Genomic DNA, 17,190 nt, shown 5'->3' on the forward strand with positions numbered 1-17,190 from the left:
AATGAATCCCAAACCCCGGCACGCTTTTACTCGAAAACCGTCAACTAAAAGCAATCGAAGACAGTTAAGAAACTAACCTCTAACGCGCGAGCGTCAGTCGCTTCTCCTGCCAGCAAGTTGATGCCGATTGCCAGGGATTTCGCGACACCGGGCCTCAACTTGGCGGTTTTCATGCAACTTCCCGCCCGTTCCGCGTGCATTCGCCTCCGCGCATTCAATCCCGCAAAGCTTTGTTAACCTTAATAATGTGTAGTCCGACCGTCGTGATGTCGTAAACGAAAGCTTGGTCCCGTGAACGCAACCGGTCAGTCCGCAGTCTTCGGCAGGCGCAAGGAACCTCACACCGTCATCATCGCGCGCGGCAACGAGATCAGGCATTTCACGATCCGGCCCTGGCTCGCGGCATTCATCGGTTCGGCACTCGCCGCCATTGCCATCGGCTACCTGCTGGCCACGTCCTATCTCGTGCTGCGCGACGACCTGATCGGCGCCACCACCGCGCGCCAGGCGCGCATGCAGCAGGCTTATGAAGACCGCATCTCGGCACTTCGCGCCCAGGTCGACCGCATCACCAGCCGCCAGCTGCTCGACCAGCAGCTGATGGAAACCAAGGTCAGCGAACTGCTCGAACGCCAGACACAGCTCAGCCAGCGGCACGGCCGCCTCGGCCCGCTGCTCGAACGCGCCGAGAATGAGGTTGGAACGGAACCCGTGGAGGATCCCGCAACGGCTGCCAAGCCCGACAAGCACGCCGACGTGACCGGCAGCATCAGCCAGCCGGCGCCGAACTACGCGGTCGCCAGCCTGGGCGTCGACCTGGGCGCCGCCGACACCAGGCCGTTCTCCTTGTGGTCGACCCGTACCGATCCACTGCCCAGCGATTCCGCAGCGGATCGCGCGGACAAGCTGTTCGTTTCGATCAACCAGTCGCTGAAATCCATCGAGAACGAACAACTCACCCGCATCAGCACGCTCGCCGACAATGCCTACAAGAGCGCGGATGCCATCCAGCAGGCGCTGGCGGCGGCCGGACTGCCGGTCGACAGCGATTTCGGCAAGAACGAGAGCGATGTCGGCGGCCCGCTGATCCCGCTCGACAGTTCGATGATCTTCGACAGCAAGGTCAAGGAACTGGACGAAGCCCTGGATACGCTTGACCAATTAAAGAAGGAAGCGCGCCGGCTGCCGCTTGCCAACCCCGCCCCTGGCCACTCCGTCACCAGTCCGTTCGGCGTGCGCACCGATCCTATCCTCGGCACCGCCGCGCTGCACTCGGGAATGGACTTCAGGGCTCCCATCGGCATGGCGGCCAAGGTCACGGCGCCCGGCATTGTCACAAAGGCGGGCTGGAACGGGGGCTATGGCCGCATGGTGGAGGTCGACCACGGCAATGGTTTTGCGACCCGCTATGGACATCTGAGCGAAATCGACGTGACCGTGGGCGAGAAGCTGGACGCCGGCGCCATCGTCGGCAAGACCGGCAGCAGCGGCCGTTCCACCGGCCCGCATCTGCACTACGAAGTGCGCCACAACGGCGAAGCGATCGATCCCCTCCGCTTCCTCACCGTCGGCAAGAAAGTTGCCCAGTATCTCTGAGGCGCGCAAGCCCGGGTTGGATCAGCAATATTGAACATGCATCTCAAGGGCTGTCATGAAAGCCATGCATGAACCGGTCTTTGATCGTCTGATCAGTCTGTGCTCCCCGGCTGTATCGACAGAAATCCGGTCGCCGCCGCAATCAGCGTGGCCGCACCAATCTTCAAGGCGGCCTCGTCGACGCGAAATTTGGGATGGTGAAGCGGAAAGACCGAGCCAACCTGCTCATTACGGATTCCGAGCCGGAAATAGACCGATGGGCGCTTCTCGCTGTAGTAGCCAAAATCGTCGGCAATGGCCCATCCGGGCGTGTTGAGGACATTGTCGGCGCCGATGCAGGCCTTGCCGCTGGCGACAACCAGTTCGGCCATCTCGGCGTCGTTGACGACCCCAGGTTCGCCCTTGTGTATGGCGAGTTCCACACTGGCGCCGTGGCTCGCTGCCGTGCTCTCGAGGATTTCGCGAACACGCCGCCAAGCCCGCTCGCGGGTTGCATCGCTGCCACTGCGGATGGTCCCTTTCAAGGTGACCTTGCCGGCGATAACATTGTAAGCGCTGCCGCCGTTGATACCGGTGACTGAAATGACCAGCGGATCGTAGGGATCAATCTCGCGCGAGACGATCTTCTGCAACTCGCTCACCATGGAGCAGGCCACGGCGATCGCATCGATGCCCTCATAGGGCTTTGCCGCATGGGCCGCCTCGCCGATGACGACGGCATCGAACGTATCGCACGCCAGCGTGTAGGGACCAGAGCGCACCGCGATCTTGCCGGATGGCGTATACGGATCGACGTGAAGGCAGATCGCGGCGTCGATATCGTCGAGCAGCCCCTCCTCCACCACACGTTTGCCGCCCGAGGGCGAGTCCTCCTCGGCCGGTTGAAAGATGAGACGCACGGTGCCGCCAAAATCGGCCCTTGATTGATGGAGGTGCGCGGCAACCGCGAAGCCCATCGATGCGTGGGCGTCGTGGCCGCACGCATGCATCACGCCGGGATTTGTCGAGGCGTAGTCGACGCCGGACTCTTCTTCGATCGGCAAGGCATCGATATCGGCGCGAATGGCAATCTTTCGATTTGACGGTTTGCCGGTGCCGACAATATCGACGGCCAGGCCAAAGCCCGCGACATCACGAATATCGGTTATTCCCTCGCCGGCCAGCTTTTGCCTGAGATAACGCTGCGTGTCGGCCTCGCGGTTCGACAGCTCGGGATTGCGGTGCAGATGGCGCCGTATTTCGATCATGCGGTCGAGAAGCCCGGCGTCGATGTCGACCGCGCCGGGACCGGCGACATCGCCTGCCATGGCCGAACCCTCAGGATTTGACATGGATCTCTCGCGGGAACTTCGTCAGGGTCTCATGGCCGGTTTCAGTCACCAGGATGGTCTCGGAGACCTCGATGCCCCAGCCATCCATCCACATTCCGAGGATGGAATGAAGGACGTTGCCGGGTTGAAGTACCGTCTTGTCGCCGGGCCTGAGGCTGATCGTGTGCTCGCCCCAATCCGGCGGATAGGCAACGCCGATGGAATAGCCGATGCGCGATTCCTTCTTCAATCCGTAGCGCTGGATGACCTTGCGCCACGCACCCTCGACCGCTTCGGCCGATGTACCCGGCCTGACCGCATCGAGAACCGCATCCATGCCCTCGATCACCGCCTTCGCCGTGTCCGAGACACGCGCCGGCGTCTTGCCCAGTTGCATCGTTCTTGCCAACCCGGCCGCATAGCGGCGGCAGACACCGGCCAGCTCCAGCGCAATCGTCTCGTTGTCTCCAAACCGCCTGTCGCTCCACATGATGTGCGGGGCCGAGGCATTCTCGCCGCCGAGGATTGTCGGCGGAAGAGCGGTGATGTCGCCCGCGAAATCCCGGCTGCCGGCGATCTGCGCGGCCTGGATGGCAGCAATGGCATCGCATTCGCGCACGCCAGGAGCGATCACCTCGAAGGCCCGCGTCACGGCCGCCTCGGCCAGGATCGATGCCTTGCGCAGATAGGCGATCTCGGGTGCCGATTTGACCGCGCGGATCCAGTTCACCAGAAGGTCTGCATCGTGCCATTTGGCGTTGGCAAGGCCGGCGACGAGCCTGGCATGTGCCTTTGGCGAGAAATAATAGGCTTCGAGCTCGATGCCGATATGTCTGGCACCCCATCCCCTGGCGGCGATCCAGTTCGCGATCCAGTCCATGGGGTGGCGATCGGCCCGCTGAACATGATCTTCCGGGAAGCCAACCACGTTCTCGGGCTTCATCCATGCCGTCAGAAGACCACCAGCCGCATCCATGGCGCGCCCGATCCAGACCGGCTCGACCTCTTCCAAGGGAACCAGCACCACCTGCGGCGTGTAGAATGACCAGCCATCGTAGCCGGTGATGTAATGCTGGCTGGCAACGTCGTTGACGACAAGTAGCTCGAGACCGCGCCTCGCCATCTCGGCGCGGATCTTGCGAAGCCGCTGCTGGTATTCGTCGCGGGCAAACGGCAGTTCGATCATCTCTACTCCATGCTCTGTTCAACGGGTTGCGAGGCTTGCCCACCATTGAAGCGTTTTCCCATGACGGCAATCGGCCAAGGGCGACAGGTGAACAGGTCCTAGGCCGGGTATGCCTACGCCCCATCGGGCGCTTGGGATGCCGCTTCGATTTATTTTTGAATTCCATTTGACTGAAAAAATCTTTGGTGCGAACCTTGCGTCAACCGAGGGCGCAAGGCATGGCATTGCGGGGGACCAATCAGGAGTTCGGGCGGCCGTACAACCGGCGCATCGTGCTTGAGTCCATCCGCCTTCATGGACCGATCGCCCGTGGCGAGATCGCCAACCGCGTCGGGCTTACCGTCCAAACGGTCTCGACCATCGTTCGTGAATTGGAAGAACAGGGCTACATCCTCTCGGTGCGCGAAGAGCCGAAGGGGCGCGGCCTGCCTCCTGCGACGCTGCGGATCAATCCCGAGGGCGGCTATGCAGTCGGCATCCACATCACCCCGCTGGGCATCAATGCCGCCTTGATCAATCTGAGTGGCGACGTGATCGAGAGCACCTATCGCGAAGCCCCGAACGCGACGCCGGACCATGCCTTCGACCTGATCGGCGCGATGGCGATCGAATTGACCAGGTTGCGGGCTGGAGGACGGGTGCTTGGAGTCGGCCTGGCCCTGCCCGGACCATTCGGCGTCGAATCCATGAGTTTTGTCGGCCCGACCACCATGAGCGGCTGGAAGGATGTGGCGCTGCGCGAGCGGCTGGCGGCCTCGACAGGGCTGCCGGCCTTCTTCGAAACCGACATGGCTGCGGCGGCCATGGGCGAGCGGCTCTACGGCCTCGGCGCTCAATTCTCTGAATATTACTATCTCTATTTCGGCGTCGGCCTAGGCGGCGTCATGGTTCATGACGGCAGCCCGCTGCGTGGCGCCTGGGGAAATGCCGGCGAGGTCGGGCACATCCCTGTCGTTCCCGGGGGCGAGGCCTGTCCTTGCGGCAACCGGGGTTGTCTCGAAAGATACCTCTCGCTCGAGGCGCTCCGACGCTGGAACGGCAGCGAGGCCGATTGGGTCGCGGAAGTCGCACCGATCTTTCACAATGCCATTGCCGTCATCGAGAATCTCTTCGACCCCGAAACGGTCATCCTCGGTGGGCTGGCATCCACCGACCTGCTCGAACGGCTGGCTGGCTCGACCGAAGGTCTCCACAACTCCGTTTCCGCGCGCGAGGACCGCACGACGCCCCGGGTCATGGTCGCACGGGGCGGCCAGCATTCGGTATTGCGCGGTGCCGCCGCCCTGGCGGTTTCCGGAGTGCTGTCGCCCCGCTTCGGCCAGATGTTCACGGCCGAGCGCGAACGCGGCCGCGATCTCCTCGCGCCCAAGGAGATTGCCGCATGAGCGAACCGCTGCTGGTACTCGACAACGTCACCAAGAATTACGGCGCGATCGAAGCGCTCAAGGGAATCAGTTTCTCCATCGGCAAGGGTGAGGTCGTCGCGCTGCTCGGCGATAACGGCGCCGGCAAGTCGACGCTGGTCAAGATCATCGCCGGCGGGCTGGAGCCGACCTCCGGCCGCATGCTGTTCGAGGGCAAGGAGTTTCTTGCCAGGTCGCCGGCCGAGGCGAAGGCGGCGGGCATTGAAACCGTCTACCAGGACCTGTCGCTGTGCACCAATGTCGATGTGGTGGCGAATTTCTTCATGGGCCGCGAGATCACCAGGAAAGTCCTGGGCATTCCCGTGCTCGACGAGCGCGCCATGGAGGCCGTCGTCGCGAAGGCGCTGGCCAGCGCCGGCACCCGCATTCCATCACTGCGCACCAATGTCGAGCACCTCTCGGGCGGCCAGCGGCAAGCCATCGAACTCAACCGGTTCGTGCATTGGGGCGGCAAGCTGGTGCTTCTCGACGAGCCGTTCGCCGCCCTTGGCGTCGAGCAGACGCGGCGCGGCCTCGACATGATCCGCCAGGTGGCGAGCCAGGGCATCGGCGTCGTCATCATCACCCACATCATGCAGCAGGCTTTTCAGGTCGCCGACCGAATCGTGGTGATCCGGCAAGGTGTCGTGGCCGGCGATGTCGCCAGAAACAAAACAAGTCCCGATGCGGTGATCAACATGATCACCGGCGAGACGCTTGCCGGTGCCGGACCGGCTGGCTGAGGGACAAAAAGAGGGGTCCGGCTCAACAGGAGCGAACGACATGAAGCGAATACTTCTTGCTGTCTTCGGTATCCTGGCACTGGCCTTTGCCACGCTCACGCCGGCATTCGCCCAGTCCAAGGGGACCGTCTACTATATGGTGCCGACATTGCTGGACGAGTTCCAGACCGGCTCGGTGACCGCGCTGGAACTGTTCCTGAAACAGGTCGGCTACGAGATAAAGACGCTGAACGCCGACAACAAGACGGACGCCCAGCAATCGCAGATGAACGACGTCATCGCGCTGAAGCCAAAGGCGATCATCCTGGCGGCGGTCGATTTCAACGCGTTGAAGCCGTCCATCGAGGCCGCACGCGCGGCCGGCATCCCGGTGGTCGAGTTCGACCGCCAGATCACGTCGACGCCTTCCGACTTCACCTCGGTGGCGGGTACCGTCGAGATCGGCCATATCGCCGCCGACCAGGCGGAGAAGCTGCTGAAGGCGAAGAACGGTTCGGTGAAGGGCAAGGTGCTGCAGGTGCTCGGCGATCCCGGCGATCCCTACACGCTCGACATCCAGAAGGGTTTCGAGGAGAAGATGAAGGCGTTCCCGGACGTCAAGATCATCTCGCTGCCGGCCATGCAATGGGAAGCCAGCAACGCCGGCACCATCGTCGCCGACCAGATGCTGGCCAACCCCGACATCGACCTGATCTTCAGCCATGCCGCGCATCTCTCGGTCGCCGCCGTCGCCTCGCTCGAGGCCGCCGGCAAAAAGCCGGGCGACGTCATGCTGATGAGCTCGAATGGCGCGCCGGTCGGCCTCGACCTGATCCGCAAGGGTTGGCTCAACGTCGAAGTCGAGCAGCCGCTCTACGCGCAGGCCGCGGCCGTCGCCATGTTCATGGACAAGGTCGCCAACAAGCAGGAGATCAAGCCCGGCGACTATGACGTGCTGGGCCTGAAATCGACCGTGACCAAGGAAGCGTGGGGGCCGAACATCAAGATCCCGGGTGCCGCCATCACCAAGGAAAACGTCGACAATCCGGCCTTCTGGGGCAACCAGAAGGCGCCGACGGATACCGTCAAACCGGTCGAATAGGCCGACCGCATAAGGTGCTCCGGACCAAGCTGGTCCGGAGCCGCTTCTCCGCAACATCAATCCGCGCAAGATCCTCGCCGAAATCGAGTTTTCGGGGTTCATGCGCCAGCCGGATCAGCTCATGAACCCCCGCACCCGCCAAGCCCTGGAGTTCGTCCTCGACAACCTTGTCTGGTTCATGCTGGTCTTCGTGCTGGTGGTCTTCTCCATCTTCATCCCGAACTATTTCCAACTCGGCATCTTCGCCAACATCATCGAGGCCTCGAGCGTGCTCGGCGTCATGTCGATCGGCCTGGCGCTGGTCATCATCGCCGGGCACATGGACCTTTCGGTCGAATCCGTCGCGGCGCTCAGCGCCATGGCGGTGGGCATCCTGTTCTGCTCGTCGGGCATCGGCCTTGGCATCCAATTGCACCCGGAATGGCTGATGGTCCCTGTGTCGCTGCTGCTGGCCCTGGCCGTCGGCGGTCTCATCGGCGCCTTCAACGGGTTTCTGGTGGTCAAGGTCAAGATGAGCGCCTTCATCATCACGCTGGCGTCCTACATCTGGGTGCGCGGCCTGGTGCTGGTCATTTCGGGCGGCCGCTCGGCTCAGGATCTGGCACCCGCCATCCGCTGGTTCGGCATCCAGCGGCTGATCGGCCTGCCGCTGACGGCCTGGATCGCCATCGCCTGTTTCGTCGTCTTCTCGCTGATCATGGCCAAGACGCCGTTCGGCCGGCACCTCGTGATGATCGGCGGCAACGAGACGGCGACCTTCCGCGCCGGCATCCGGGTGAACCGCAACCTCATCATCGCCTTCGTGCTTGCCGGCGCCATCGCCGGCCTTGCCGGCTGGCTGCTGGCGATCCGCACCTCCGGCGCCACGGCAAACCTCGGCGTCGGGCTGCTGTTCAACGCCTTTGCCGCGGTCGTCATCGGCGGCGTCAGCCTGAAAGGCGGCGTCGGCACCCTGCCCGGCGTCTATGCCGGCGTGCTCCTGCTCTCGGCCATCAACACGGCGATCAACCTGATGGGACTGCCGGCCAACTTCACCCAGGTCATCCATGGCCTCCTGGTGCTGGCCGCGGTGCTGCTCGACGCATTCAAGCAAACCATTCGCCAAAGACTCGCATGACAGGACGGCTCGCATGACCGGAAGACTGAAGGACAAGGTGGCGCTGATCGTCGGCAGCGCGCGCGGCATCGGCAAGGGAATCGCGCTGCGCTTCGCCGAGGAAGGCGCAAGTCTGGTACTGGCCGACACCGAGACCGAGGCCGGGCAAGCGACAGGCGACGAACTGGGCGTCCCCTTCATCCGCACCGACATCTCGCAAATGGCCGACGCTGAGGCCGCGGTGGCACTGGCGCTGAAGCATCACGGCCGCCTCGACATCATCGTGCAGAATGCCGGTATCTATCCCTGGCAGCTGATCGAAAACACCAGCGCCGACGACTGGGACCGCGTGATGGCCGTCAATCTGCGCGGCACGTTCAATGCCAGCCGCGCCGCACTGGTGCCAATGAGGGCGCAGCGCTCCGGGCGCATGCTCTACACCTCCTCCATCACCGGCCCGCACGTGACCAGTCCCGGCCATGGCCATTATTCGGCCAGCAAGGCCGGCATCAACGGCTTCATCCGGGCGGCGGCGCTGGAATTCTCCGGCTACGGCATCACCGTCAACGGCGTCGAGCCCGGCAACATCCTCACGGAGGCCATCCAGCAGCATCGCGGCGCCGCCTATGTCAAGAACATGGAGGATTCCATCCCGCTCGGCCGCCTCGGCAGTCCGCGCGACGTCGCCAATGCCTTCCTGTTCCTGGCCTCGGACGATGCCAGCTACATCACCGGCACGACCATCGTCGTCGACGGCGGGCAGTTACTGCCCGAAGGCAAGGATTTCCGGATGGCGCCGCCGTGATTCCTTAACCCGCGAGGAAAAGTCGCCGCTCTTTCCGTCGCCGTTCCGCGGCTTCCTGCAAAGGCTTACCGAAACCAGTTGAACAGCTGTTCGAGCATTCCGGGCGGTTCCAGCGAGAACACGGCGCGAAATGTCGTCGGCCGATCGCTGGAAAATGCCGATGCAAGCGGTCGAGAATAGGATGCCGTGCGTCCGTCATCCGATATCGTGCCACTTGTCTCGATGATGCGCGGAGCCGTCACCGTCCATGCAATGTGCCTGCCTGACATCTTCGCCAATATGAGCGTCTGCAGCCCTTGCGCCATCGGATCGTCGGCATACTTGTCGGTTGGCTTGAGACTGGGGAAATTGACGACGAATTCGTAATTGTCCCCTACTCGATTGAGCTGCACGCCCTGCTTCTGGTCTCCTCCGATATTGGCGTTCGAAAGAGCCGCAACGAGATCGTCCGTCTTGCCGGAGAAAAACAGCGAGCAGACCTCATCGCTGCCCTCGGTTTTCTGCTCGGCGGTTCCGGTTATGCCCGGCGACGACAACAGCTTGTCGGAACTGCACCATTTGCCGTTCGCGTTCTTGGCCATCGCCAACAGCGAGGCATCCACCGCTATCCGGATATTGGCCGTCGCGGTCCCATCGCGCCGGAATGCCAGATCCTGCTTCACGTCGAAGCAGCCCGCCACCAACAGACATCCGACCAGCGAGACGACGATGTTACGACGAACAGGGAATATCCAAAAACGCATCACATCTACGTTCAAATCTTGGCCCGGAGTCTCTTTTCGCGGCACCCTTCACAAAAAGCGGCCAGCCGATGATGCGAAATCTGGTGGGCGATGACGGACTCGAACCGCCGACATCTTCGGTGTAAACGAGCGTTCAAACAGTCGAAACCTCGCATTTCCGGGCTTTTCCATGCCGTTTGTGCCCGGATATTCCAATCGAAACTGGGCGCTGGAGCGGGTTATCTGGGCGCTTTCTGGGCGCAAGTGCGCCGGGGTTTCGCCTCTCTACATAGGGCGATTTCCGTCGTCAATTGCCATGGTTTGAATCTAAGCGAGCTTAGCTCGGCAAGTCCGCACCCACCACCCGGCGGGTATAGGCGACCTCGACAGCAGCCACAGCCTCGTCCTTGGATTCAACCCGTCCTCGCGCGCCGCCGTCGTAGCACGTCCAGAACCAAGTGCCCGCAGAGGGGCCGTGCTGCTCCTTCATGATGCGCCCGACACCTGTGTCCTGAAAGCTTCCGTCGAAGTCGAAATGCAACATCTTGCCGCCGATCACGGTCCGGCCCCAGGACAGCCGGACGCGGGCGCCCCTGGCAAGTACGAAGTTGAAGGCCTCGGGCTTGCTGTCGAAGGTCTCGATCGCGCGGTTATTGTCGACGACCTGCCAACCGCGCTGGTAGGCGAACCGAACCACGAGCCGTTCGCTACCCACGAAAGCGCTCCGTGTACCATGTGATCTTGCCGTCGACCTTCATCGGCTTATGGATCATCAGGCGCTTGGGCAGGTGTTCGGGATGCACCTCGAGGAGCGTGATCTTGATCTCCGGCTTGCACCGGCTGCAGTCAAACTTCAGCTTCATTGGATCGACGCCGCCACCATAGACCATCATGAGGTCGGCAGAACGGCAATAGCGGACGTTGCCGCAGCTGCATTCTGCTTTCACAAGCATGTTGTGCCGGGTCGCCTTACCCAGCGTGTCGATCGGATCGTGCGCCATACCTTAGAAAGAGGAACATATTCCTGCTGGTCAAGACCCTCTTGACTCTTTTGTTCTCATTTCGTTCACTGTTGGCAAAATGGAGACAGACCGATGAAAACGATGCGAGCCACTGAAGCGGAGCAACCTGAACTGTTCGCCGAGGTCAGGCGAGAGATGCCCGCTATACACCGTGCCGCCGCGAAGATGGCGAAGCAATTGCGGGGGCTGAGCGGCGTCAGCCAGAAGCAGGCCATCGCCGAGGTGACGACATGCTGGATCATGGCGCTCTATCCCAATGACTTGAAATTGGCGCTCTCGTTGTCCGATGCGATCCGTGACCAGGTAGACATTAATTTGCAGGAGTGCTGGAGGACGCGCGACCTTCAAAAGCAGCATTGAAGCCATGTGCGGTCGCTACACTCGATATCTCTCATGGTCGGAAATCCACCGGCTCTACCGGCTGACAGCGCCAGCCGAGACCGGCCGCAACGACGAGCCGCGCTATAACATCGCCCCGACGCAGGACGTGCCTTTCGTCACCGCCGGCGAGAATGGAAACCACCGCCTGCGCGAGGGGAGATGGTGGCTCGTTCCGTTCTGGGCGAAGGAAATCCCCAAGGCGGCCATGTTCAATGCCAGGATCGAGGGTGTCGATACGGCGCCGGCCTTCCGTGACGCCTTCAAATCAAAGCGCTGCCTGATCCCGGCCGATGGCTTCTACGAATGGACGATATCGCCGGCCGACGGCAAGAAGGATCCCTGGCACATCTACCAGCCCGGCCACGCGCCCTTCTCGTTCGCCGGACTGTGGGCCTACAATTCCAATCTCGACATCACCAGCTGCACCATCATCACCGAGCCCGCCGGCGAGCCGATGAAGAACCTGCACGATCGCCAGCCCGTCATTCTCGACCCGGCCTATTACGATGCCTGGCTCGACCCGTCGACGCCGAAGGAATATCTAAAGGACATCCTCAGCCACGACATCGACGGCCAGCTGCAGTTCAATCGCGTCGGCCGTGAGGTCAATTCGACGGTCATCAACAAGCAGCCCAACGACCACCCTGCCCTGGTCGGGCCGATCAATCCGCTGTGAGTGACGAACCCGCGAGGCTTGCCGAAGGCATGACGCCAGCACCGCGCGACCGCGCCAAGGTGCTGGGCCACACATGCGAGCATGATGGCTGCGGGAAGGTTGCCGGCTGGGGATTTGCTCGGCCCCGAACGGAATCGCACTGGTTTTGCTTCGAGCACCGCGGCAACGGCGATCCGTGTCTGTGAGGTTCGTGATGGCGAAGCCACCGAAAAATCAGATGTTGTCAGCCGTCAAGCTTGCCTTCGCCTCCAGTCCTCAGACCGCTCATTATTGAAGGCGACCGCTTGCTCGAGTGACGGAAACGGCCGAGCAGTTATGGAACCGTCCGGCATCATCTCGACCGCCAGGAAAGGCAGCCCCTTGATAGGCGGCGGGTAAATAATGAAGGCGGGCGCAATCTGTTTCAATCAGGGAGACCCGGGTCAAAATGCACGATCGCGTCAAGGATCGTGCGATACAGGCTGTCAACCTCTTCGTCGATCTCAGGGCGTTTGATGCCCAGCGCCTTTGCATCAGCGATCAGCTTGTGCGTGAGTTCGTCAATCGAGACGACATCACCTGTCGCCGTCTCGCGGATGTTGTTCGCGATCCATCGGTGGAGAAAATTGATGCCGCGTGTGCTCATTCAGCCTTAAGCTCGCTCGGCGAATTGAGTTCCAGCAACACCTGCTGGGTCGCCTCCTTGAGCCGCAGCTGAGGAGCGGCAGTGAAGATACGGCGGGGATTGGTGCGTCAAACGTGCTAGGGTCAGCGATGTCCAGTTTGACAACGCCGCTGATCCGAAAGCTCGAAAGCCTAGGTCGACTTTCGTCAGATGAACGCGAGAGCGTCGAAGCGATGCCGCTTTTGGAAAAGGCGTTGATGCCTGGTGAGCAGATCGCGCTGGAAGGGAATGTACCAAGCCACTGCTGCTTGGTCGTTGAAGGGCTCCTGCGGCGATACAGCACTTTGAGCAACGGCACTGTGCAAACACTCTCAATTCACGTCGCCGGCGATATACCCGATCTGCAAGGTCTGCACCTTAGAAGCATGGATCACACTCTCGCATCGATCGGTAGAAGCAAGGTTGGCCTCATCGCGCACCGCGACATCCTCGAAGTTCTCCGCAAATCACCTCGTCTGGCAAATCTATTTTGGCGTGAAAGTTTGGTTGATGCAGCGGTCGCGCGCGCCTGGGTCAAGGTTTTGGGGGGCCATGATGCGTTCGGCAAGTTAGCTCACCTCGCCTGCGAGCTTTACGTGCGCATGGAGGTCATGGGGCTGGTAAGGAAGAATTCTTATCCCTTACCGCTAACTCAGGTTCAGCTCGGCGAGACTATCGGGGCGAGCGTCGTTCACGTAAATCGCATTTTGAAGAAACTGCGCGGTGACCGCCTTTTGGAGCACAAAAACGGGCGGCTGGTAATCATGAACTGGGACGGCCTAAGCGAGGTGGCAGATTTCGATCCGGCATACCTGAACCTGCGAGATCCACACTATTTGAATTTAAAGCCAGCGGCTGGGCGTTAACAGTATCGATTCACTCCTCCCGAAGTCTCGACAAGGGTCGGCATAACTGGAGGACAGAGCATCAAAAACGGAGACGCAGCCCGCAATTGCTCGGGCCAAGGATCGGCGCCGGGAAGTCTCTTCGGCAGACGATGGCGGTACCTATATCGTGCTTTCTGCGATCCGCCACATAAGAAGACAAAGGGCCGCACCGAACGCAAAGAGCGTATAGATAACAAGAATTAAAAGAACAGGGAAATAGTCACTGCGGTAGGATGCCGCGATCGCTCGGATTAGAGGATTCTGGAATACATCCTCGTTGTTTGCTGCAACTCCGGTGCTCGGAGTTCTACTCTCATCCATCGGCTGTGTCGGCGCCGGCTTCGCAGTCGTCTTAGTCTCGGCCGCCTTTAAAATTCCGTTTGATATACGGGTCGCCGCCGCCAACGGATCACCGGCGAGCTGGTCCTGCGTGACCGGTTTGGCGACGATTTCAGCCGCGCGCGTGCCCATGGCGTCTTCGTACCCCTAAGTTCCATCGGATTCGACGGCAGTCTCGACTGTTGCGTTCATATTCCATGGACCAGCACAAGGTAGATGGCGGGGATTAACATCAACCAGCCGCCCGTTCCCAGGATCACCCAAATAGCCGTGCGCTCGGTCTGCCTGATAAGATCGCTGATGTATTCCTCGGCACTCAAAGACACGGCGTCTGGCCACCCAGGCTCAGGCGCATGATTGTCATTCGCCGGATCGTTAGCGTCGCCAGCCTCACTCGATCTCCCGGCCAATGCCAATTGGGAGATAGAGGACCCGCCAGACCACCGTGGCAGCCCGCGGGTCCTCTCAGCACAGGAAGGGACATAGGGGTGCCGAACCATGAGATGTCAACCAAGCACAATGCCCATCACCAGAAAGGTGACGGCTGTCGCGAAAATAGGTGCTAGCAACCAGCGTGCCTGACCAACACTTTTATCCATTCACTTTCTCCGCATTTGGATAAGCAACATCCTCCGCTCTGAACCGTTCCCCTAGTCCCAGGAGGCAAGACTTTTGCGTTTTGCGACCGGACTTTGGTCTCTTCCGAGATCAGACTGAAGTCCCGCCATAGGAACCATGCGGCTGGCGGCAAGTTCGGCACGTCGGCGGGCAGAAAGTCCTGCTGTCACCAGATTAGGAAAGGAGAAAAAGTATGAGAATGCACGTAACCAGCGCCGCAGCGGCGCTCGTCCTGCTTGCTGGCGTCGGCGCAGCGGCGGCAGAGGATGTTATCATCACACCGGAGCAGGACACCGTAGTGCGGGAATACGTCAAGAAGCAGCCGCTGGCTTCAGTCAAGATTCCGGGAGTGGAGCTGAAGGTCGGCACCGCTCTGCCGGACACGGTCGAGCTCCACGAGGTTCCGAACGTCAAATATCGTTATGTGGTGGTCGACAAACACACAGTTCTGGTCGACCCGGGAACCCGCAAGATTGTCAAAGTCTACGACTAAGACCCGAACGAAAGCACGCCCCGCCGCCAACCGTTGCGGCGGGGCAGATCACCAATCGGACAAATGAAGATGCAGAACCCAGAGGTCGAAACGACTGAATCCCTGGTCGCGCGCGTGGCCGATTTCCAGGCGAGAATGCGGGCAGCGCGTATAACCGAGGCCGAACTTAAAACCTTTCAAAAGGTCGCGGCCATCATGGACGTCGGTCACGGTCAGATTGCTGGCGACGACCTGATCGCTGCGTCTTTCCTCTCCGAAGCTGATCAATGAGTAGGATAGCGTAAGCAATTACAAAGCCTCGCGATGTCCGACAGGTTATCGCTTATCCATTCATGCAGAAAGTTGGCGCCGCGTGTGCTCATTGAGCCTTAAGCTCGACCAGGGCTTTAGGTTCCGGCCGGCCCGTCGACTGCGTCTTCATCCACTTCGGCCTCCATGTCGGGGCTTACTGGCTTCGGCTGGTCGCCGAACGCCACGCCGTCGAAGCCCTGCAGCCAGGCGTCGGCGTTTTCTTGCCAGAACTCAGGCACGGCCCGATCCTTGCCGTCCTTGCGCGCCTGGGCGCCGTACATCCAGGCGTAGTTCGCGCGCTCCTGGTCCTTCTTTGCGACTGCCATCTGCGTTCCCGTTACCGGCCGAGCGGTTGCTTCGACAGAGTGAGCAATTCGATCTCGTCTTTGATGCCTGCCATGTAATTGGCGATGATCCGGGACGCGAGCGCGTCGCGCTCCTCTGTCCGAAAATCCGTCTTGAGTTGGTCGAAAACACGCCCCAGCAGTTCAACCTCGGATGGATCAAAGCTACCAGCCTCATGGGCCTTGTGTCGGATTGGCATCGGTCACCCCCAACAACCTGAAGCCCCGATAAAATCACAGCGCCCGCCAAAGGCAAGCCGTTGAAACGGTCTCGCCTGCCGCAGCTTCTCTTCGCCCTTGAGCGTTTTCACGCGGCCGACCGGTGTCCGCGACATCGCAAGTTAGTGTGCGCCAATAGCACTGACCAGACCAAAGTCGGACACAAATGCGCAAAGGTCCTAGCTCGGGGAACATGTCGGGCACTCAGCAAGTTAGCCCCCAGCCGATGAGAGGCCTGCCCATGCCGTTGTCATTTGAATTTCGCGATCACCTTTTCGAACTTCGTTGCCCGACCTGTTCCCATCCAACGCTCAGAAAAGGTTCCTGGGTGACAACGATCCGCAATTTCAAATGCGCGAGCTGCGGAGCAAAGGTCCAGATCGGCTACCAAGAGAAGGTCAAGATGTTCGAGAAGTGCGTCAAAGCGATCAACTCGTCAGCCAGCCAAGTGCAATCCGCCAACGAACTTAAACCCGTGTAGACAGTTCGCTATGACAAAACTATCCGATCTCGGACCACCGATCCCGTGCAAGCTGCACGGCGGCAAGCCGGAGCGAGAAGAAGACAATTTCTATTCGTGCCCCTACTGTGGCCAGATCGTCGATCAGCGCGTCTTGCGCCAAGTGATGTGGCACGAAGGCCCGGGCCACGAGCCTCTGGAGCCGGAGGATGGGGCAACAATCCTGATGGAGGTCCGCAACTAACCCCCGATGACACACAAAAAAGCCCGCCGGCCGGAGCCAGCGGGCTGACATTGTTTAATGCCGACGTCAGTCGATAAGTGGCGGTGGCGGCGATACGGCCTGCGCCACAACGTTCGACAACTTCTCACGCTTGGTGAGTTCTGGCTTCTGGTAAGCTTTCTTCATGCGTGTCCCCCGGTTGTCCCTCAAGCCGGCAAAGTGTCTTCCGCAACGAGAATTTGTCAACCCGGCAGCTCTGTTGCTTGGCCGACAAGCACCAGCTCGGCTGCTAGCCAAAAGCCCGATGCCATAAAAAGCCCTATCACGATTGCAAATACTATCAGCCGCATACTTCGCGCCCTCAATCGGGCGCCTGGTAACATGTCAGATAAAGACAAAAAAGCCCGCCACCGCGAAAACAGTGACGGGCTTCCATCTGATCGCAAACTTGGAGTAACCGAACCAGACCAACCACAATCTGCTGGCTTGCTAATTGTTCCCGGATGGAGTGGCCCGCGCCACTCGGGGAAGCGCGGGCCGACCAAGATTTGGGTCTTTGGTCAGCGGCCGCCCGCTGAAGACGGCTGCCTTTGGTCAAACAAACGGTAAAGACTGAGGTTCCGCTTCACGACGAAAAAGCCCGCCACCTTTC

General features: G+C 60.8%; 21 protein-coding genes. 12 read left to right on the forward strand and 9 right to left on the reverse strand.

What is annotated here, in order from left to right:
• Window positions 1-291: 291 nt before the first annotated feature.
• Entirely contained in the window at window positions 292-1,596 is a 1,305-nt protein-coding gene (locus EB815_RS24355) for a M23 family metallopeptidase (RefSeq protein WP_056562309.1), read from the forward strand.
• A gap of 92 nt (window positions 1,597-1,688) precedes the next feature.
• On the opposite strand, the gene EB815_RS24360 is transcribed toward EB815_RS24355, so the two are convergent.
• On the reverse strand, window positions 1,689-2,927 hold the full coding sequence (locus tag EB815_RS24360) for a M20 metallopeptidase family protein (protein ID WP_056562312.1): 1,239 nt from the start codon (window positions 2,925-2,927) through the stop codon (window positions 1,689-1,691).
• Window positions 2,914-4,092, reverse strand: a complete 1,179-nt coding sequence (locus tag EB815_RS24365) for a M24 family metallopeptidase (RefSeq protein ID WP_056562315.1) — start codon at window positions 4,090-4,092, stop codon at window positions 2,914-2,916. Before EB815_RS24365 ends, EB815_RS24360 begins: the two co-directional genes overlap by 14 nt.
• Window positions 4,093-4,310: 218 nt before the next feature.
• Here EB815_RS24365 and EB815_RS24370 point away from each other — a divergent pair, with 218 nt between their 5' ends.
• The 5 genes from EB815_RS24370 to EB815_RS24390 all read left to right on the forward strand — a co-directional run bounded on the left by EB815_RS24370 (window position 4,311) and on the right by EB815_RS24390 (window position 9,220).
• Window positions 4,311-5,477 carry an ROK family transcriptional regulator gene (locus EB815_RS24370; RefSeq protein ID WP_056562318.1) on the forward strand — a complete coding sequence of 389 codons (1,167 nt, stop codon included), beginning with the start codon at window positions 4,311-4,313 and terminating at the stop codon, window positions 5,475-5,477.
• A complete protein-coding gene (locus EB815_RS24375; protein WP_056562321.1) occupies window positions 5,474-6,238 on the forward strand; it encodes an ATP-binding cassette domain-containing protein in 765 nt (254 codons plus the stop codon). Before EB815_RS24370 ends, EB815_RS24375 begins: the two co-directional genes overlap by 4 nt.
• Before the next feature lie 40 nt (window positions 6,239-6,278).
• Window positions 6,279-7,319, forward strand: a complete 1,041-nt coding sequence (locus tag EB815_RS24380; RefSeq protein ID WP_056562324.1) for a sugar ABC transporter substrate-binding protein — start codon at window positions 6,279-6,281, stop codon at window positions 7,317-7,319.
• 121 nt (window positions 7,320-7,440) lie between these two features.
• Entirely contained in the window at window positions 7,441-8,436 is a 996-nt protein-coding gene (locus EB815_RS24385; RefSeq protein WP_065005129.1) for an ABC transporter permease, read from the forward strand.
• A gap of 13 nt (window positions 8,437-8,449) precedes the next feature.
• Window positions 8,450-9,220, forward strand: coding sequence for an SDR family oxidoreductase (locus EB815_RS24390; RefSeq protein WP_056562325.1), 771 nt, complete (start codon window positions 8,450-8,452; stop codon window positions 9,218-9,220).
• A gap of 65 nt (window positions 9,221-9,285) precedes the next feature.
• On the opposite strand, the gene EB815_RS24395 is transcribed toward EB815_RS24390, so the two are convergent.
• The 3 genes from EB815_RS24395 to EB815_RS24405 form a co-directional block, all read right to left on the reverse strand.
• Window positions 9,286-9,963 (reverse strand): hypothetical protein, encoded by a 678-nt coding sequence (locus tag EB815_RS24395; protein WP_155772403.1) that lies wholly within the window; start codon window positions 9,961-9,963, stop codon window positions 9,286-9,288.
• 316 nt (window positions 9,964-10,279) lie between these two features.
• Complete coding sequence (locus EB815_RS24400) at window positions 10,280-10,657, reverse strand: hypothetical protein (RefSeq protein ID WP_065005066.1); 378 nt, start codon at window positions 10,655-10,657, stop codon at window positions 10,280-10,282.
• Window positions 10,650-10,943: a hypothetical protein gene (locus tag EB815_RS24405; RefSeq protein WP_065005065.1), complete on the reverse strand. Its 294-nt coding sequence runs from the start codon at window positions 10,941-10,943 to the stop codon at window positions 10,650-10,652. The genes EB815_RS24400 and EB815_RS24405 overlap by 8 nt, the downstream gene beginning before the upstream one ends.
• A gap of 93 nt (window positions 10,944-11,036) precedes the next feature.
• Here EB815_RS24405 and EB815_RS24410 point away from each other — a divergent pair, with 93 nt between their 5' ends.
• A complete protein-coding gene (locus tag EB815_RS24410; protein ID WP_065005064.1) occupies window positions 11,037-11,324 on the forward strand; it encodes a hypothetical protein in 288 nt (95 codons plus the stop codon).
• A 4-nt stretch (window positions 11,325-11,328) separates the two neighbouring features.
• On the forward strand, window positions 11,329-12,021 hold the full coding sequence (locus tag EB815_RS24415; protein ID WP_065005063.1) for an SOS response-associated peptidase: 693 nt from the start codon (window positions 11,329-11,331) through the stop codon (window positions 12,019-12,021).
• Window positions 12,022-12,424: 403 nt separating this feature from the next.
• Here the strand turns inward: EB815_RS24415 and EB815_RS24420 are convergent, their stop codons facing one another.
• Entirely contained in the window at window positions 12,425-12,646 is a 222-nt protein-coding gene (locus EB815_RS24420; protein ID WP_065005062.1) for a DUF768 domain-containing protein, read from the reverse strand.
• 128 nt (window positions 12,647-12,774) lie between these two features.
• Here EB815_RS24420 and EB815_RS24425 point away from each other — a divergent pair, with 128 nt between their 5' ends.
• Window positions 12,775-13,530: a Crp/Fnr family transcriptional regulator gene (locus EB815_RS24425; protein ID WP_065005061.1), complete on the forward strand. Its 756-nt coding sequence runs from the start codon at window positions 12,775-12,777 to the stop codon at window positions 13,528-13,530.
• Window positions 13,531-13,671: 141 nt separating this feature from the next.
• Here EB815_RS24425 and EB815_RS24430 read toward each other — a convergent pair whose 3' ends face one another.
• Window positions 13,672-14,022 carry a hypothetical protein gene (locus EB815_RS24430; RefSeq protein WP_065005060.1) on the reverse strand — a complete coding sequence of 117 codons (351 nt, stop codon included), beginning with the start codon at window positions 14,020-14,022 and terminating at the stop codon, window positions 13,672-13,674.
• Window positions 14,023-14,701: 679 nt separating this feature from the next.
• On the opposite strand from EB815_RS24430, the gene EB815_RS24435 reads away from it, so the two are divergent.
• Window positions 14,702-15,001, forward strand: a complete 300-nt coding sequence (locus EB815_RS24435; RefSeq protein ID WP_065005059.1) for a DUF1236 domain-containing protein — start codon at window positions 14,702-14,704, stop codon at window positions 14,999-15,001.
• A 69-nt stretch (window positions 15,002-15,070) separates the two neighbouring features.
• Window positions 15,071-15,271 carry a hypothetical protein gene (locus EB815_RS24440; protein WP_065005127.1) on the forward strand — a complete coding sequence of 67 codons (201 nt, stop codon included), beginning with the start codon at window positions 15,071-15,073 and terminating at the stop codon, window positions 15,269-15,271.
• A gap of 116 nt (window positions 15,272-15,387) precedes the next feature.
• On the opposite strand, the gene EB815_RS24450 is transcribed toward EB815_RS24440, so the two are convergent.
• Complete coding sequence (locus EB815_RS24450; protein WP_056570218.1) at window positions 15,388-15,618, reverse strand: hypothetical protein; 231 nt, start codon at window positions 15,616-15,618, stop codon at window positions 15,388-15,390.
• A gap of 11 nt (window positions 15,619-15,629) precedes the next feature.
• Entirely contained in the window at window positions 15,630-15,836 is a 207-nt protein-coding gene (locus EB815_RS24455; RefSeq protein ID WP_056570217.1) for a hypothetical protein, read from the reverse strand.
• A gap of 510 nt (window positions 15,837-16,346) precedes the next feature.
• Here EB815_RS24455 and EB815_RS24460 point away from each other — a divergent pair.
• Window positions 16,347-16,559: a hypothetical protein gene (locus tag EB815_RS24460; protein ID WP_065005058.1), complete on the forward strand. Its 213-nt coding sequence runs from the start codon at window positions 16,347-16,349 to the stop codon at window positions 16,557-16,559.
• Window positions 16,560-17,190 lie beyond the last annotated feature (631 nt).

This window comes from Mesorhizobium loti, assembly GCF_013170705.1.
In the GTDB taxonomy this organism is placed as follows: domain Bacteria; phylum Pseudomonadota; class Alphaproteobacteria; order Rhizobiales; family Rhizobiaceae; genus Mesorhizobium; species Mesorhizobium loti_D.

What these genes read in the sequence shown, in the direction of transcription:
- EB815_RS24360 (WP_056562312.1), bottom strand. Translation starts at nt 2,927, where the DNA reads ATGTCAAATCCTGAGGGTTCGGCCATGGCAGGCGATGTCGCCGGTCCC.
- EB815_RS24365 (WP_056562315.1), bottom strand. Translation starts at nt 4,092, where the DNA reads ATGATCGAACTGCCGTTTGCCCGCGACGAATACCAGCAGCGGCTTCGC.
- EB815_RS24370 (WP_056562318.1), top strand. Translation starts at nt 4,311, where the DNA reads ATGGCATTGCGGGGGACCAATCAGGAGTTCGGGCGGCCGTACAACCGG.
- EB815_RS24375 (WP_056562321.1), top strand. Translation starts at nt 5,474, where the DNA reads ATGAGCGAACCGCTGCTGGTACTCGACAACGTCACCAAGAATTACGGC.
- EB815_RS24380 (WP_056562324.1), top strand. Translation starts at nt 6,279, where the DNA reads ATGAAGCGAATACTTCTTGCTGTCTTCGGTATCCTGGCACTGGCCTTT.
- EB815_RS24385 (WP_065005129.1), top strand. Translation starts at nt 7,441, where the DNA reads ATGAACCCCCGCACCCGCCAAGCCCTGGAGTTCGTCCTCGACAACCTT.
- EB815_RS24390 (WP_056562325.1), top strand. Translation starts at nt 8,450, where the DNA reads ATGACCGGAAGACTGAAGGACAAGGTGGCGCTGATCGTCGGCAGCGCG.
- EB815_RS24395 (WP_155772403.1), bottom strand. Translation starts at nt 9,963, where the DNA reads ATGCGTTTTTGGATATTCCCTGTTCGTCGTAACATCGTCGTCTCGCTG.
- EB815_RS24405 (WP_065005065.1), bottom strand. Translation starts at nt 10,943, where the DNA reads ATGGCGCACGATCCGATCGACACGCTGGGTAAGGCGACCCGGCACAAC.
- EB815_RS24410 (WP_065005064.1), top strand. Translation starts at nt 11,037, where the DNA reads ATGAAAACGATGCGAGCCACTGAAGCGGAGCAACCTGAACTGTTCGCC.
- EB815_RS24415 (WP_065005063.1), top strand. Translation starts at nt 11,329, where the DNA reads ATGTGCGGTCGCTACACTCGATATCTCTCATGGTCGGAAATCCACCGG.
- EB815_RS24420 (WP_065005062.1), bottom strand. Translation starts at nt 12,646, where the DNA reads ATGAGCACACGCGGCATCAATTTTCTCCACCGATGGATCGCGAACAAC.
- EB815_RS24425 (WP_065005061.1), top strand. Translation starts at nt 12,775, where the DNA reads ATGTCCAGTTTGACAACGCCGCTGATCCGAAAGCTCGAAAGCCTAGGT.
- EB815_RS24430 (WP_065005060.1), bottom strand. Translation starts at nt 14,022, where the DNA reads ATGGGCACGCGCGCGGCTGAAATCGTCGCCAAACCGGTCACGCAGGAC.
- EB815_RS24435 (WP_065005059.1), top strand. Translation starts at nt 14,702, where the DNA reads ATGAGAATGCACGTAACCAGCGCCGCAGCGGCGCTCGTCCTGCTTGCT.
- EB815_RS24440 (WP_065005127.1), top strand. Translation starts at nt 15,071, where the DNA reads ATGCAGAACCCAGAGGTCGAAACGACTGAATCCCTGGTCGCGCGCGTG.
- EB815_RS24450 (WP_056570218.1), bottom strand. Translation starts at nt 15,618, where the DNA reads ATGGCAGTCGCAAAGAAGGACCAGGAGCGCGCGAACTACGCCTGGATG.
- EB815_RS24455 (WP_056570217.1), bottom strand. Translation starts at nt 15,836, where the DNA reads ATGCCAATCCGACACAAGGCCCATGAGGCTGGTAGCTTTGATCCATCC.
- EB815_RS24460 (WP_065005058.1), top strand. Translation starts at nt 16,347, where the DNA reads ATGACAAAACTATCCGATCTCGGACCACCGATCCCGTGCAAGCTGCAC.